Raw genomic sequence first — 16,033 nt, 5'->3', positions numbered from 1 at the left:
ACCGGGTCAACGCGGGCACCTGGTGCTTGATCAGCGGCTCCAGACCGATGTTGCAGGCCTCCGCCAACAACACCGCGCAGACGCTAACAGTGAGGCCTTCGGCGCGGGCATTGGATTCGCTGACATGGGTAAATTCGTCGGCAAAGCCGGTATGGGCATGGATCTCCAACAGCAATTCGGTGAGATCTACGTTGGGTAATAAGCCATCCACCTGTTGCGAGAGGCTGGTTAGGCTGGGCGGCTCATCCAGTTTGTCGAAGGGGGTAATGGTTAAGGTGGGCCGCTTGCCAGACAAGTCCAGTTCGATCGCCTTATTGTTATCAAAATTTTCGGCCACCTGCTTGTAAGTGACATCCAATTGGCGTACCAATCCATCAATGGCTTCCCGAGGATTAAGTGGGTGACCAAGTGACCGGCAGACCTGAATGCGATTGGCCTGCCATTCAGCACCTTGCAATAACTTGGCTCTTGGATCACACCAGCGGTCGCTATTCTCGAGATAGATGTCACGGCGGCGCAGGCTGTCTTGCAGCTTATCAAGAAAGCACAGTGTATAGCCGCGTTTGGTCACGCGCCCTTCTTTATCAAACACCAAATGTTTCCAGGGATTGGAAACGATATCCAGCGGAGCCTCTTCCAATAGCAGCTTGCGCGATTCCAGCCGGCTGGCCAGATACTGATACGCTTCCGAAGTTGCCTTGCCTGCCGGTGCCGCTTTGAACTCGATATCACACAGTAATTTCGGCAAGAAACGCCTGACCCGGCCATACTGCTCAATCATTTCATCCTGAAAGTTATGGTCATAGGGGCGAGCCAGTTCATGGACGGTAGCAATTGACTCTGCCAATTTTTCACGCGGAAATTTGGCAAAGATAGCTGACCTCAACAGCTCGTCATGCATGCTTTCATTGAGTATCAGGGCACACACCTCAGCCAGAGCCAACGCGGATTTATCCAGATCTTTCAGCGTTCGCAGCCGTTTCTTCTGACCTAACTTTTTCGCCTCCCCGGCGATATGGGTAATCAGTAAATCCAAGATGTCCAGGGCATCGTCGAGGGCGATGGTCTCATAGGCCTTGACGAAGGCAACCAGAATGGCAGCACGCTTATTCTCTGGCATTCTGGCTATTTTGTGCATGGAAATCATACCGGCGTGACGCGCGATATTTTTAAAGCGCACGGGAGGAATGCCGGTAAAATCCAGTTCATGTATGCCGAAGGCCTTCAGTTCTTGGTAACGGTCAACCGCTTCATTGAAGGCGGGACCACTAATGGTCACCGGTCCCTTGCGGTAGCGGTCAAAGCAGGAAGTTCTTGATCCTTCTGGAATCTGAAGCAACTTCTCAAGCTTGGTGATTTGAGCTGGTGTTGGCAATGCTGACAACCGCTGCCACAAGCGATTGGTGGCCCGTTCCCGTATTTCTGAAATCAAGCGCGTCAATGTGGAAGCGCCGGGCAAGAGAATTTTATGTTGGATGAGCCAGCCGGTGGCCAGATCGAAAAGCAGGCTCGGCCTCTCGTTGCTGATCCAGCTGCGCGTGTAAAGTATGCGGCTCAACCGGAATGACCATGGCCAGGTGAATTCTCGGTATTGGTACTGGTTTCTAATCAAAGCAGCATGTTCCCGCCGTGTAGTTTCCCGTTGCGCATAAATGGACAAGATCGCGACATCAGCAAGGCCAAGTTGCCGGGCAACAAACCATTGCACGTTGACCGGTATCTGTGAAAGATCTGAGAGGAAGGTTCCCAGAAATCGAACGCAACCCAACTGCAAGGCGACACCGAAACGGTTTTGATTGCCGCGACGATTGTTGATGAAGGCAAGGTCGAATTCATCCAGGTGAAAATAACGGGCCAACTGAACTTCATTCGGTTCGCCAGAGAATTGGCCATAGCTGATTTTCTGTTCCGAGGCTAAAAAATCGACGGGCATGCGCTCCCCCAAAGCTGTTCAATAAGCGCGCTTTTCAATGTCTATAAACTTATAACTTTATAGACATGATAAAAGGACCCCCATAAACTGTCCATTAAATCGTTAAACCATCAGTTAGTAGACGTTAGGTCTATCAATCGAATTAGGAGACAGTTTCTGCTATGAGATTCTTTGGGTATGCCCGGGTTTCCACGAGTCAGCAGTCCCTCGATGTACAGGTGAAGGCCCTCAAGGCTGAAGGCGTCCATGCGAACCGGATATTTACCGACAAGGTATCCGGCAGTCACGTGAACCGCGCAGGCCTCCAGATGCTACAGCTCAAGGTAGAGGAAGGCGATGTCATCCTGGTAAAAAAATTGGACCGGCTGGGCCGCGACACGGCGGACATGATTCAGCTCATCAAGGAGTTCGACGCCATAGGTGTGGCCATCCGATTCCTGGACGACGGGATCAGTACCGAGGGAACCATGGGCAAAATGGTGGTCACCATCCTGTCAGCCGTGGCCCAGGCCGAACGGCAACGCATATTGGAACGCACCAACGAGGGTCGTCTTGAAGCTAAAGCCAAGGGGGTTAGGTTTGGCCGCAAGCCCACGGTGGACAAAGACCAAATCCGTATTCTCTACAAGCAAGGGATAGGGGCAACAGAAATTGCGAGGCGGTTAAAAATAGGTCGCTCAACGGTCTATAAAGGACTGGCTCCGGATAAACTGGTAGCAGATGACAGCAAATCATGAAAGACGTTTCAGAGCTTAGCGTACGTTTTCGTTCCATTGGACTTCAAACCCCAACTAGAAAAGCGCGGTAAAACCGCTCTACTGGAGGAAATTCAGAATATTGTACCGCGCGGCGTGACCACGACTTTTATTCGCCAGCCTCGGGCATTAGGACTTGGTCATGCGGTGCTCATGGCTCGCGATGTGGTTGGTGATAATCCCTTTGCGGTGCTCTTGGCAGATGATCTGATTCTTTCAAAAAAGCCGGTGCTTTTGCAGATGAAGGAACAGTATAGCCGTTATCAGACGGCTATACTGGCGATTCAACAGGTTCTTAGAGAAGAATGCAGTCGTTATGGAATAATCGCCTCATTGGGTCAGGAAGAACACATTGTGCGTGTCGGCGGAATCGTCGAAAAACCATCGCCTGAGTCGGCCCCTTCCAATTTAGGGGTGGTAGGCCGCTATGTGCTTCCTGCAAGGATTTTTGACCTTCTGGAAGAATTGCCTTCAGGCGCTGGAGGTGAGATTCAATTAACAGATGCCATTGCCCGTTTGGCTCTTGAGCGTCAGGTGCTGGGTTATGAGTTTGAAGGACAACGTTTTGATTGTGGAGATAAGTTTGGTTATCTACAGGCCATTGTCGAATTTGCACTCAGGCATCCAGAATTTGGTAAAGAGTTCAAAGACTATCTCGATAAAAGAATGGTTCAGGCAGGAAAAAAGAGTAAGTCTGTTGCCAAAGTCACTTGTGTGGGATGAAGCATATGGTTAGCTCTGAAAGCGCTGCAAATAATTTGAGTCTCATTTTACCTCCCCGCGCCGGACAAAAATTTAGAGAGTACCTGGAAGTCATTGAGAGAATTTTTCAGGAAATAGTACAAGAAGACCCGATAACTCTTCTCGGTGCTATGCTGACTCATGAGGTAATAGTATTTTCAGCTGTCGAAGCGGATTCCGGGCAGATGTGTAGTCTTTATGCTGTGAGCTCAAGTACTATTTCTCTAAAATTTGGTGCTACACAGAATCGACGTTATATTAAAGATAACGAGCGAATTATGGTAATAATAGGATCTGGTAACAATATTTATGCTTTTTTTGCGAAATTTTTATACTGGTCTGATAATATTATGATGGTTGCCGCACCATTAGCTGTTTATAATCGATCAGTGCGTAAATATTCGCGAATTAATATATCAGATCCGCTTAAAATATCTTGTAAAGATGGTCTGCATCTTGAGGGTGAAATAGCAGATTTCAGCCCTACCGGGATACGTTTTATTATGCCAACCATCAAAGTTATGAAGCGAGATACCATGTTGCTCGAATTTGCATCGGGAGATTGTGGGGCTTGCGAGACGCTTGTTCAGGTAACTCGCAGTCAAAGACTTTCTACCGGTACGCGCAGTCAGGTAGCTGTGCGTATGTTATTGACCGGGATGATGAAGAATAAAATGGAGTATATGTATTGGTGTTGCCGCAAGGTGCAATCGGGTAGCGCTCAATTGAGATACTGAAGTGCTGAATGTGCATGTTGAATGAATGTGCAATATTAAAATTTTTACGGTGTTTTGTTATCGTCAATAGTCTCTCGGTAAAATTCTGCGAGCATTGCGACCATAGCGCTTTCCGACCAATCCTGGGCGAGCTTTCGGGCTTCAGAGGATAGTTTCTGGCGTAAATTTTCATCGATGAGAAGGTCTGCGCAAACCTGTGCAAATGCATTGGCTTCGGCAGGCGCTGATCGGGTGCCTAAGCCGCTGCGGAGAACATCTGCCGCACCCATAGCCGGAACGGCAACAATGGGCAATCCAGCAGCCAGAGATTCCAGTAATACCATACCCTGTGTTTCCGTTTCCGATGCAAAAACCAGCAGGTCTGCAGCGGCATATGCCTGGGGTAATTCATTAACATGATCAAGGTAACCCAAAAAGCGGACGTTCTGTGCCAACTGGCTTGAGCGCACCTCGTTTTCCAGGTGAGATCTAGCTGGCCCGTCACCAACCAGTAGCAGCAGAATATCAGGGAATTGTTGCCTGAGCTGCTTTAACATAGACAGGAGCAGCCCGATATTTTTTTCGGGAGCCATGCGTCCTGCGTACAGTAAGACAGGAGCATTCGAGTCCAGATTATAGCGCAGCCTGAAATCCTGGCGGTCATTGATGTTAAGGGTCTGATGATTTATGCGAATGCCGGTGGGAATCACTTTTGTTGTGGTACGGATACCATAATCCCAGAGAACTTCAGCCATAGCATGGGACGGAACAATTAATCCGTTTACGGCTGCACATTGCTGGCGCGATGGAATACGCGCCATGGCTTTACGCAGCGGACCGGGAATTTTTCCGTAGTAGTGGCCGAGATACGCTTCAAAATAGGTATGGTAGGAACTGATGACTGGCAATTTCAAACTGCGTGCCAAATGATTTCCCAGATAGTGGGCGACAAAGGGGGTCTGGATATGCAGGATATCGTAGTGGCGAGTTCTGAGATCGGATTTTATTTTTAATAAGGCGCGGGGTTGCATCAGTCGTTCTTCGGGGAAAAAAGGAATATTTCGTGCCGGAATACGGTAAATTCTGCGTTCTTCCGAAGTGCAGATGCCATAATCCGGAATCAGTAAATCTACCTCGTGTCCCAGCAATTCCAATCCTTGGCGAAAGCTGCGAATGGAAGTGGCCACACCGCTGATGCGTGGAAAATAAGTATCCGAAATCATGAGAATGCGCATGGGATATCCAAAAACTCAGCGAGCTGAAAGTTGTTGTTGATAGGCAGCTTCCAAAATATCAAAGCTGCGTGTCCAGCTTTGTGATTCCGCACGAAGGCGTCCTGCCTTGCCTAAACGCTGGCGTTCAGTGGGATTGCTATAGAGTTTTTGCATGGCTGTTTCCAGGCCGCTATTTCGTGGAAGCAGTAGACCATGTTCACCATGAATGACTTGTTCGCAGACGCCCGGACAGTCATAGGCAATGATGGGTAAGGCGCTGGCTTGTGCTTCAAGTACCACATTTCCGAAGGTTTCACTGCAGGATGGAAAGCAGAACAAATCGGCGCTCGCGTACCAGCGGGCGAGACTCATGCCGCTTTGCATGCCCGCACAATAAATACGTTCATTGGCGTACTGGTCGATTTCACTGCGCAGCGGGCCGTCACCGACAAGAACGAGGATAGCCCGGGGGTGGTTTCTGTTCAGTTTGCTAAAAGCTGCGAGCAGGGCAGGCAGGTTTTTTTCCCGTGCCAGGCGCCCAACATAGAGCAGTAGTAAATCTTCATCGCCCAGTCCTAAATCCTTACGAATATTTTCATCACGCCATTGCGGATTGAAGCGCTGCGTATCTACCCCGCGCCCCCATTGCTGTAAACGCAGAAATCCCTGCTGATGGAGTCGCTGCAGAGTACCCTGACTGGGTACCAGCGTTTGCCGGGTCGCATTATGAAAATGTCGTAAATAGAGACGCGCTATGTGGCGTAGGGCAGGAATTCCATAAAGTGAAAAGTATTGGTCAAAATTGGTGTGGAAGCTGGTCACGACCGGCAAACCCAGTTTGCGGGCAGCGATGAGTGCTGAATAACCCAAAGGTCCTTCAGTAGCAATGTGTACCACCTCACTGCGCCAGGTTTGCAAGCAACCAGTCAGATAACCCGGATGGGCCCAGCCTAGTTTGACCTGGGGATAAAAAAACAAAGGGTATGCTTTCACTAGTCCCTCATGAGCAGCCTCGTCAGTTTGGCGGGGTCGAATGACCTGAACATCGTGACCGCGTGCCCGGAGTTCTTCGGCAGCCTTCCCTAGGGTAAGAGCTACTCCATTGATTTCTGGAGGGTAAGTCTCGGTGATCAGAGCGATTCTGAGTTTGCCTGTTATCATGCCTTACCGTTTGCTGAATGACTTGCAGGGCGAAGATGCTCTTCAGCTTTTCCCCTGACTTCGTCATGATGATAACGGAGAAATATGACAATTTGATGAATCGTGTTGGTATCAGATGGTACTGCTCAAAAACATTAATCCGTTTATGATGGACCCGGTAGTCAGCCCGAACTGAATTTGGGGCACGATGAATAAGGAACCCTACTGTTTTGAACTATAGCGCTGAACAATTCACTGTCCTTAAGGGCCTGGAGCCCGTGCGTTTGCGCCCGGGCATGTACACGCGTACCACCTGTCCGACGCATATGGTGCAGGAACTCATTGATAACTCAGCGGATGAAGCGCTGGCCGGACATGCGACCCGTATTGAAGTAACGGTGCTCGGCGATGGGTCGGTCATTGTCGAGGATAATGGTCGGGGAATTCCAGTAGGAGTTCCTCCCGGTGAGACCCGTCCTGCTGCAGAACTGGCTTTTACTACCCTGCATGCGGGGGGCAAATTCGACAAGACTGACAAGTCTTCAGCTTACCGCTTTTCCGGCGGTTTGCATGGGGTGGGTGTGGCAGTTACCAATGCACTGTCCAGCCGTTTGCTCGTGGAAATTCATACTCGGGATCCACAAGGGGGTGGGCATGGCCGTTATCGTTTGAGTTTTGTGGACAGTGTCCTTCAGGAACCGTTAAACCGTGTGGAAAACAGCCAGGCGCGCCGTCATGGGACTCGGGTTCAGGTTTGGCCGGACCCCCGGTATTTTGATTCACCTCGGGTCAACATCCGGGAGTTGACGCACTTACTGCGTGCCAAGGCTATTTTGCTGCCCGGTTTACAGGTGATTCTGAATTTACCGGAGCAGGAAGCGCTGGTCTGGCAGTATGATTCTGGTCTGGCAGAGTATCTGGAAGAAATGCTTGCGGAAGCAGAGCCCATTACCCCGGTTTTTGCCGGTGAAATGTATCAAAACGATGATAGTAATGGTTTCGCTCAGGGAGAGGGGGCGAGTTGGGCGTTGTGCTGGAGTGCTCAGGGTAATCCACGTCCGGAAACCTACGTTAATTTGATTCCTACGCTCGATGGTGGAACCCATGAGTCTGGATTCCGCGCCGGTATTTTTGAAGCAGTCCGCAGTTTTATGGAACACCACAGTCTGGTGCCAGCCAAGCTGAAGCTGGTGCAGGATGATGTTACCGGCAAAATGGCTTTGGTGCTTTCCGGGCGGATTCTTGATCCCCAGTTTCAGGGGCAGACCAAGGACAAACTCACCAGTCGCGAGGCCTACAAGCTCATGGTGCAGACCATTCGCGACCCCCTGGATTTGTGGCTGAACAGTCATCCTGAGGCGGGCAGGGCCATTGTCGAGCAGGCGATTCAGAGCGCACAGCTGCGGAGTCGCGCGGCGCAAAAGGTAGAACGCAAGAAGGGCTCGGGCTTGGCGACCTTGCCGGGCAAGCTGACAGATTGTGAAAGTGAGGATATTCAACGCAATGAACTGTTTCTGGTAGAAGGTGATTCTGCGGGAGGATCAGCCAAGGCGGCTCGTGATAAAGAATATCAGGCGCTTTTACCGCTCCGTGGCAAGGTGCTGAATACCTGGGAGGTGGATGCAGATCTGATTTTCAAGAATCAGGAAGTGCACAATATGGCCGTGGCACTCGGTATTGAGCCGCATGGTGTCGCGGCGGATCCTGAGCAGGTGCTAGCGGGGTTGCGCTACGGCAAAATCATGATTCTCTCTGATGCTGATGTGGATGGGAGTCATATTCAGGTGCTGATTTTAACGCTGTTCCTGCGCCATTTTCCGGCACTGCTCAGACGGGGTCATGTATTTGTGGTGAAGCCGCCCTTGTATCGGGTAGATGCCACCTGGCGCGGCAAGGCCCGCAAAATCTATTGCGAAGCTGAAGCAGAGCGGGATGTGGCCATTGATCGTCTGCGCGCCGAGGGTGTCAAGGAGTCGGTTATTTCGGTTCAGCGTTTCAAGGGCCTGGGAGAGATGAATCCGGATCAGCTTTGGGAAACGGCCATGTGTCCCGACACCCGGTCCCTGGTGCCCTTGACTATGTCGCTATCTGATCAGGCGGCTCTTCATGAACGCTTCAGTCTGCTCATGAGCAAACAGTCGGCAGGCGGGCGTCGGGAATGGATGGAAAGAGATGGCTGGACGGCCGATCTGGATATTTGAGGAGATAACTGTGGTGAATGTTCAGAAAGGAATCTCGCATGAGTAATACACTGGACTTGTTTGATGGCTTCAGTTCTGAGCAGGCGTCCAGCCCGCCAAACGAGCCCCCGCCGCCGACTGCAGAGGGGGGGAACCCCGAGGACCCTTCACCGTCTCTTGCGGAATATGCCGCCAAAGCCTATCTGGCCTACGCGATGAGCGTCGTGACCGGGCGCGCCATACCGGCTCTTGCCGACGGACAAAAGCCAGTGCAAAGACGCATTTTATATGCCATGCGCGATATGGGCCTGCAGCGTTCTCCCAAGCACGTCAAATCTGCCCGGGTGGTGGGAGAGGTCATTGGTAAATGGCATCCCCACGGGGACAGTTCTGTGTATGATGCCATGGTGCGCATGGCGCAGCATTTTACCTTGCGTTATCCCGTGGTGGATGGACAGGGTAATTTTGGTTCTCTGGATGGGGATTCTGCTGCAGCTATGCGATACACCGAAGCCAATCTGACCCCCATCTCTGAGTTGTTGCTGGGTGAAATTGACGAGGGCACAGTCGATTTCCGCAGTAATTATGATGGTACCCTGGAAGAACCGGTGAGTCTCCCTGCGCGCCTGCCATTTTTGTTGATGAATGGCGCCTCTGGTATTGCCGTCGGCATGGCTACAGAAATTCCACCTCATAATCTCCGGGAGCTGGCGGCCGTTTGTGCGCAGTTGGCAGCGAATCCAGAGACGTCAGATGACGCTATTCTTGAGCAGATCCCCGGCCCGGATTTTCCCGGGGGAGGGCAGATTATTTCAACCCCCGAACAAATTCGTGAAGCTTATCTGACAGGGCGGGGCAGTATTCGGGTACGAGCCCGCTGGGAAGTGGAAAAGCTGGCGCGCGGTGAATGGCGCATCAGTGTTCATGAGCTGCCTCCAGGCGTTTCTACGGCACAGGTGCTTTCGGAAATAGAAAATCTTTCCAATCCCCAGCCGAGGGGTGAGGGCAAGAAAAAAGCCCTGACACCTGACCAGCAGGCCACTAAAACGGCCATGCTTTCCCAGATAGATACAGTGCGCGATGAGTCCGGCAAGGATCACGCGGTACGCATTGTGGTGGAGCCCCGTTCCCGGAATCAGGACCCCCAGCAACTGATGACCTATTTATTGGCGCGTACTTCGCTGGAATCCAATCAGTCTGTCAATTTGACCGTGTTGGACCTGGAAGGCCGCGCACCCTGTATGCCGCTGACGGCCATTTTGCGGCAGTGGGTGACATACCGTCTGCACACGGTTCGCCGCCGTAGCCAGTTTCGTCTGGACAAGACTTTGGCGCGTATCCATATTCTCGAAGGACGACTCCGGGTTCTTCTGGATATAGATGCCGTCATCCGGGTTATTCGGGAGTCCGATGATCCTAAAATAGACCTTATCCAGCACTTTGATCTGACAGAAATTCAGGCCGAAGATATTCTTGAAATTCGTTTGCGGCAATTGGCCAGGCTGGCTGGCATTGAACTGGAAAAAGAACTTAAAGATAAGCGGGATGTGGCCGATTATCTGACTGGCCTGCTGGCGCACGAAGAACGCCTGAGAGCTTTGCTGGTTGAGGAAATCAACGCCGATACCCAGAAGTTCGGAGATGATCGACGCACTTTGTTGCAGGCGGATGTGGCCATCACCAGCAAGGCAGCTCAGACTATTGTGGCTGCTGTAACCGACGAGCCGGTGACGGTCATAGTGTCTCGTAAAGGCTGGTTACGCAGTCGTGCTGGACATGGTATTGCCACGGAGAGCCTGAACTTCAAGGAAGGCGATCAATTCCTGCAGGTTTTTGAGGTACGTTCTGTGGACTATCTGGTATTGCTGGATCAAACCGGTCGTGCTTATTCAGTTCCAGTCAGTCAGATTCCCGGTGGCCGTGGGGACGGGGTCCCCGCCTCCAGTCAGGTAGATTTTCAGGCTGGAGCTTCTTTACAGGCAGTGGCTTGTGGACCGGCTGACAGTTTGTGGCTGGTAGCAAGTAGCGGTGCTTATGCTTTTGTGACCGCACTGGAAAACATGACCGGGCGCAATCGTGCCGGGAAGGCTTTCCTGTCTCTGGATAAAGATGAGTATCCTTTGCCGCTGCTTCCTGTGTCTGATCTGTCGGCAGAAATATTGTGCGTCTCTTCAGATTATACGGGATTGATATTTCCGCTGGCAGAAATCAAAAGCCTGCCGAAAGGGAAGGGGGTCAAATTGATGACGCTGGCCCCCCAAGCCCATTTGCAAAGCCTTTATATTCATCCCGAGGGACAGACTTTGCCGCGTACTATTCGCAAAAATCGCCTGGAGATTTGTCGCGGTAAACGGGCTGGCAAGGGGCGTTTCTTGCGCTCATAGAGGGCAGGCCTAATGCACCTATGTAGTGCATTTGCATTAATATGGTGCAATTTGCCGGGCTGGGGCATCTGCCAGACGTAAACCCGAAAATGGCGGTGGGCTGGGAGGCTTTTTGCTCCAACGTCCCTTGCCTGTTGTTCTAAGGTTCATCCTGCTGTCAGGAGAGAACTCGCCCTTTAGGCTCAGACAGCTCTCCTGACGGGCGCAGGATTTCACCAAGAACAACAACGGCGCAGGCCAAAGTCGCGGCAAAGCCTCCCAGCCCACCGCTATTTTCAGGTTCAACTTGAAAAAAATACGACGCTGGGGATGCTCTTTGTCCCACCTGGAATGCTTCTTGCTTAATCATCAGCATGCCGACTATCAGCGGCAGGTATTTTTGCTGAATCAGGAGTCGATAATGCCTATAAAAGATTTGCTGCGCCGTGATCCCCGGTTGTTCGTCTTGCGTAATAGTTTGGGGGACGAGCATACCCCGGTTTTTTACAGCTCGCTGGCGGATAACGTGAGTGCTTTGCACGACCCCATTACCGGATCGGTATTTTTATCCCCGGCGCTGGCTCAACAGCCCTTAGAGTGGCAGCGGGCACTTTTGGCCAGGGAGCTGGGGCGTGCTACAGCGCCCCAGCGCAGCAGAAGATGGCGTTTGGGAGTTGCGGCTTTTCTTCTTTGTGTGATATTGGATGTTGTGCTTATGCAGGTTCCCCTGGCAATGATGCCCAGGCTGGTCGATGCAGGAATGGCCACCGTATGTTTCTGGTTGGCTATCTGGCAGTTTAGAGGCTTATACGCGAGAAATACTATTCAACAAACGGAGCAGCATGCCAACGCATGGGCTCGTGATCGGGTTGATAATTATGACGAACTGATCGCGCAAGCCACTGCCCGGCAAAGCATTGCGCGATATTTGCGGCCCGCTCGCTGAACGGGTAGTTACATATCCCAACTGCCGCTGGGTAATTTCTGTAGATGAATATGGCGGGCGAGCCGGATCACCGGTCTTATTAATAGTTCAGCGCTGCCAATCACAAAAAGCCAGACGCCGGCCGTTTCCATGGAGGGATAGAAGAAAAAGAAACTGCCTACCAGAAATAATATACCGATCATGAAATCATTGGCGATGCTGATGGTTTCGTAGCGGTTACGAATCAATAATTCATCGTGACCCATGCGGATAGCGAGATTATTATTTGACGGGCTGTTTTCTGGCAAGGTCCACTCCTAATCAAGTTAACAACGAACTTTAATGTTAACATAGATTGGCAAACAGACCGATCTCAAGCCGCCAGTGCCATCACCTGACGCGCATATACTTTGGCCGGTATGGGAATTACGCCTTGGGCCACTGTGGTGGGTCCAGCATTATAGGCTTCCAGCGCCAGACGAAGATGCCCATGAAAAATTGAGAGCAGACGACGCAAATAGCGGGCACCACCCACGATATTCTGGCGAGGTTTCCAGGGGTCGACATGAAGGATGCGCCAGGCGGTGCTGGGCATAAGCTGCATGGGACCAACGGCTCCAGCATAGCTGACGACATTACTTGCCCGACTCTCAACATGAATCACGGCGGCCAGCAATTTGCGGGAAACTCCGGTTTGGTTGGAAGCATACAGTACATCTTTACTGTATATGCCAGCGAGCTTCTGCCATGCACGTCCCGAAAGAGGATTCACATTTACATCAGTGGGTTGCGCTGGTGTGTTGGAGTTGGAACTTCCTGATGTGGCAGTTGTTTTCAACAGCGAAATATTCGCAGGGAGTCCAGAGATACTGCGCTGCAAAGGTTGTGGCGCGATAATGAACAAGAAGCTGATTCCGGCCGTCACTGCGGCCACAAAAAGTTTTTTCAAATCAAAATAACCACATAGCTGCAAGGACCATAGGTTATACAGGGTTTTTTTAGTGGGTGCAAGTTTTAGCGGATGCTAATATGATTGGGCGGATCCGATTATCAAGCCCGGCCAGTCCCTTGCTTTTTCATTATCCTGATCATGATGAAAGCATGGCGACATGGGCGCCTCCATTTTGTTTGACCTGATAAAGAGCCCGGTCAGCTCGAGCTAGTGCTAGAGAAAATGGCAGGTCTTCTTCACGCAGCTCAGTCAAGCCGATGCTGGCTGAAATGGAAACTTCGTTATCGGAGAGTCTAATGCTGATTTTCTGCATTTTTTCCTGGATTCGTTGCAGAATTTCCAAGCCTTCTGACATCGTACATTTCCTGAAAATGATCGCGAATTCATCTCCACCCAGACGACCAAAAACGTCTGTTTCACGAAGGGTCTCTTTAAAAAGTGATACAAAGATTTTCAGAACGCGGTCCCCGCTCAAGTGTCCATAGCGGTCATTGATGGGTTTGAATTTATCCAGATCAATCACGGCGAGCAGACTGCATTCGGAGTGTCTACGTAACTGCTTGATCAGATGATTGGCTTTTTCCAAAAAGGCCCTACGGTTTAATATGCCGGTCAATTCATCAATGGTGGCGAGGCGATGCAGCTTTTCCTTAATGCTGACCTGTTCGCTCACATCTCTAAATAAGCCTTCCATACCTAGAAATTGCTTATCGTCGCTATAAATTGCGCTGCTGGTAATTTCAACGTTCACAATATGCCCATCTTTATGTTTCAAGCGTGCCGGGAAGTTTTGAATTTTTCCATGTTTCTTAATAGCGGTTACGATATTTGCCCGTGCTTGTGGATCAAAATAGAAGCCGGAGGCAGGAAGGCCAATAACTTCTTCAGGTAAATAACCTAAAACACTTAAGGCTGCAGGACCCACCAAGGTCAGGTTTTGTTCACTGTCAGTTCGATAGAAAACGTCGAGCATATTTTCAAAGAGGCGCTGAAAATTCTGCTCAGATTGGCTGATTTCATATCCCATTTCTTCGCTGAGTTCGGTAGCCGCTGCCATAACCAGAGGATGACCGGCAATTTCTAGTAATGAGCTGACGGATATGATGTGTTTAATTTTGCCATTGAGTGCATAAACACGGGCTTCTGTAGGACTATTTTTAGGATTTTCATCATTGAGTATCTCAAAACGATTAAGAATACGCCCATGATCTAGAGGATGAATAAAAGAGGTGATGTCCTTACCCAAAAAATAATCTGGATTATCACCCTCAAAAAGTTTTACTGCAGATTTTTTGACAAATAGTAACTTTCTGTTGTGTGTTAATGCATGGGGTACCGGATGTTGCTGTAATAACGCCAATGCGGGGAAACTGTTTAAAATTTCCTGTATAGTCAGGGCATCCAATTCATCTTGCTTTTCTGGATATTTCAATGGACTTTCGACTCCACTTGGATGATGAAGCTTGTGCCAATTTATGGTCTATCAGTAAATACTATCACGAGGAATGTGAGATGTCACTATAAGTATATGATAATAATGAATTGTATCAATGTCCCTCCAACATTTTGATTACAGACCCTTGGCTTTCCTCTGTTGATCCCACCAGTCATTTTTGCGAATGCGTTCCCAGGTGGCCGCTTTCTGTTCAGGGGTCATGATTATCCACTGGCACACTTCTTCAAAAGTTCGACCGCAGGATTTACACACGTCATCACCCAGAGCGGTAGTACAAAACCCCAGGCATGGAGAATCAGGCAGAGAGGCGCTATTAGGCATCTGAAATGGGTGCTCCTTCAGGTGCAACCAGAGCTAGAATCTGATCACCAGCACGTGGCTCCGGCTGGTTTTGGTCACTGTTTATGACGTGCAGTTTGCCATTTTTATCCAGAATAAATAATGCCAGAAAACCTGTGGTAAATTGTTGCTGATATTGTGCCCAGTCAAACTGTTCAGTCAGGCCAGTGGCTTTCAGAGTCCAACCTTTTTCCATTTTATCCATTAAAGAACCAGCGGTAGCGTCTTCACTGAAAAGATGAAGGCGGCGATGCTGTCTTGCCGTGCGGTTACGGGCACTGGTTTTGCGGCTGCTGCCATCAGCTAGGGTAAACACAGAACGATGACCGAACTCGGGATCATAACGCAGTGAGGCGATCAGATTGCGTGCGGCATCGGTAGATAGAGCCAGCAGATAACCAAATCCAATCAGATTGAGTTGACGATCGGCCGCCTCAGAAACCGGGCTACCCAAAAAGGTATCTAGTCCTGCCATGCGTGCCGTCTGGATTTGCCGATATTCATCATCAACCAAAAGTGGACGGAATCCCCATTCCTTGAGTTTTTCAGCAACGGCGATGGCAAAAGCGTTGGCCCCTACAATAAGGATACCATGAGGGTCTTTTTCAGAAACGCCCAGAAGTCTAGCCATGGGGCGCGCCGTAAAGCTGGCCAGAAGTACGGTGACAATGATGAGCGCGAATGTCAGGGGCACAAATAAGTGAGCCTTGGGATAGTTCAGTGCTTCGAGTTGCCCGGCATATACGGGTGCTCCTGCTGCTGCGACAATGCCGCGTGGGGCGATCCATCCGGTCATGAATCTTTCTTTCCAGTTTAGTTCCTTGCCATCGTAAGCCAGCAATACTTTGACAGGTTGGGCAACCAGTTGAATAACCAGCATCAAAAGCAAACCGGACACAAGAACTTCTTTCAAAGCATCCAGATCCAGGCGCGCAGCAAGGAGAATGAAAAGAATAGAGATTAATAAAATGGAAAGACTTTCTTTGAAATTAAGAATATTTTCCAAGGGGATATCGCGCATATTGGCAAGCCATACACCCATCAGGGTGACAGCAAGTAGTCCGGATTCGTGGGCGATTTGATTGGCTGCAGCAAAAATAATAAATACACTACCCAAGGCCACTACGCCATGTAGATAATCAGGGATAGCTCTTTTTTTGAGTAACCACCCCAGGCTTTGACCAGCTAAAATTCCTAAAACAACACCTGCGCCAAGCATTTTTAGAAAAACTTCAACGGCAGAATTGAGTCCTGTGGAGCCGTGATGGGCAATAATGGCCTCGAAAACCAGAACGGCCAGCAAGGCACCAATGGGATCA

At 50.2% G+C, this 16,033-nt stretch carries 15 protein-coding genes; 6 read left to right on the top strand and 9 right to left on the bottom strand.

Features of this window, described 5'->3' with window-relative positions; all coding sequences use genetic code 11:
* The coding region (locus HJG40_RS05065; protein ID WP_215863177.1) for a Tn3 family transposase at positions 1–1,933 on the bottom strand (1,933 nt) is incomplete at its 3' end.
* Between the two features lie 161 nt (positions 1,934–2,094).
* Here HJG40_RS05065 and HJG40_RS05060 point away from each other — a divergent pair.
* Genes HJG40_RS05060 through HJG40_RS05050 form a run of 3 tightly spaced genes read left to right on the top strand, consistent with a single transcriptional unit; the run spans position 2,095 to position 4,166 of the window.
* Positions 2,095–2,670: a recombinase family protein gene (locus HJG40_RS05060; RefSeq protein WP_215863176.1), complete on the top strand. Its 576-nt coding sequence runs from the start codon at positions 2,095–2,097 to the stop codon at positions 2,668–2,670.
* A gap of 36 nt (positions 2,671–2,706) precedes the next feature.
* Positions 2,707–3,411 carry a UTP--glucose-1-phosphate uridylyltransferase gene (locus tag HJG40_RS05055; protein WP_368355875.1) on the top strand — a complete coding sequence of 235 codons (705 nt, stop codon included), beginning with the start codon at positions 2,707–2,709 and terminating at the stop codon, positions 3,409–3,411.
* Positions 3,412–3,416: 5 nt separating this feature from the next.
* On the top strand, positions 3,417–4,166 hold the full coding sequence (locus HJG40_RS05050; RefSeq protein ID WP_215863175.1) for a PilZ domain-containing protein: 750 nt from the start codon (positions 3,417–3,419) through the stop codon (positions 4,164–4,166).
* A 44-nt stretch (positions 4,167–4,210) separates the two neighbouring features.
* Here HJG40_RS05050 and HJG40_RS05045 read toward each other — a convergent pair whose 3' ends face one another.
* Both HJG40_RS05045 and HJG40_RS05040 read right to left on the bottom strand, forming a co-directional pair.
* Positions 4,211–5,380 carry a glycosyltransferase gene (locus HJG40_RS05045; protein ID WP_215863174.1) on the bottom strand — a complete coding sequence of 390 codons (1,170 nt, stop codon included), beginning with the start codon at positions 5,378–5,380 and terminating at the stop codon, positions 4,211–4,213.
* 15 nt (positions 5,381–5,395) lie between these two features.
* Positions 5,396–6,520: a glycosyltransferase family 4 protein gene (locus tag HJG40_RS05040; protein WP_215863173.1), complete on the bottom strand. Its 1,125-nt coding sequence runs from the start codon at positions 6,518–6,520 to the stop codon at positions 5,396–5,398.
* A 209-nt stretch (positions 6,521–6,729) separates the two neighbouring features.
* Here HJG40_RS05040 and HJG40_RS05035 point away from each other — a divergent pair, with 209 nt between their 5' ends.
* Both HJG40_RS05035 and parC read left to right on the top strand, forming a co-directional pair.
* Complete coding sequence (locus HJG40_RS05035; RefSeq protein WP_215863172.1) at positions 6,730–8,700, top strand: DNA topoisomerase IV subunit B; 1,971 nt, start codon at positions 6,730–6,732, stop codon at positions 8,698–8,700.
* 38 nt (positions 8,701–8,738) lie between these two features.
* Positions 8,739–11,063 (top strand): DNA topoisomerase IV subunit A, encoded by a 2,325-nt coding sequence (parC, locus tag HJG40_RS05030; RefSeq protein WP_226857205.1) that lies wholly within the window; start codon positions 8,739–8,741, stop codon positions 11,061–11,063.
* 157 nt (positions 11,064–11,220) lie between these two features.
* Here the strand turns inward: parC and HJG40_RS05025 are convergent, their stop codons facing one another.
* A complete protein-coding gene (locus tag HJG40_RS05025) occupies positions 11,221–11,418 on the bottom strand; it encodes a hypothetical protein (RefSeq protein WP_215863170.1) in 198 nt (65 codons plus the stop codon).
* 45 nt (positions 11,419–11,463) lie between these two features.
* Here HJG40_RS05025 and HJG40_RS05020 point away from each other — a divergent pair, with 45 nt between their 5' ends.
* Positions 11,464–11,988: a hypothetical protein gene (locus tag HJG40_RS05020; RefSeq protein ID WP_215863169.1), complete on the top strand. Its 525-nt coding sequence runs from the start codon at positions 11,464–11,466 to the stop codon at positions 11,986–11,988.
* An 8-nt stretch (positions 11,989–11,996) separates the two neighbouring features.
* Here HJG40_RS05020 and HJG40_RS05015 read toward each other — a convergent pair whose 3' ends face one another.
* The 5 genes from HJG40_RS05015 to HJG40_RS04995 all read right to left on the bottom strand — a co-directional run.
* Complete coding sequence (locus HJG40_RS05015; protein ID WP_215863168.1) at positions 11,997–12,275, bottom strand: YrhK family protein; 279 nt, start codon at positions 12,273–12,275, stop codon at positions 11,997–11,999.
* A gap of 65 nt (positions 12,276–12,340) precedes the next feature.
* Positions 12,341–12,916: a lytic transglycosylase domain-containing protein gene (locus tag HJG40_RS05010; RefSeq protein ID WP_215863167.1), complete on the bottom strand. Its 576-nt coding sequence runs from the start codon at positions 12,914–12,916 to the stop codon at positions 12,341–12,343.
* A 139-nt stretch (positions 12,917–13,055) separates the two neighbouring features.
* The gene (locus HJG40_RS05005) at positions 13,056–14,351 is read right to left on the bottom strand and encodes a sensor domain-containing diguanylate cyclase (protein ID WP_226857203.1); all 1,296 of its coding nucleotides are present in this window, start codon (positions 14,349–14,351) and stop codon (positions 13,056–13,058) included.
* Between the two features lie 138 nt (positions 14,352–14,489).
* Positions 14,490–14,696, bottom strand: a complete 207-nt coding sequence (locus HJG40_RS05000) for a DUF1289 domain-containing protein (RefSeq protein WP_215863166.1) — start codon at positions 14,694–14,696, stop codon at positions 14,490–14,492.
* Positions 14,689–16,033 (bottom strand): cation:proton antiporter (locus tag HJG40_RS04995; protein ID WP_215863165.1); only part of this gene is annotated, 1,345 nt, incomplete at its 5' end. The genes HJG40_RS04995 and HJG40_RS05000, both read right to left, overlap by 8 nt.

Source organism: Acidithiobacillus concretivorus (assembly GCF_018853445.1).
Classification (GTDB): Bacteria; Pseudomonadota; Gammaproteobacteria; order Acidithiobacillales; family Acidithiobacillaceae; genus Acidithiobacillus; species Acidithiobacillus concretivorus.
The sequence above is the reverse complement of the archived record's forward strand: the minus strand, read 5'-3'. Positions and strand labels throughout refer to the sequence as shown.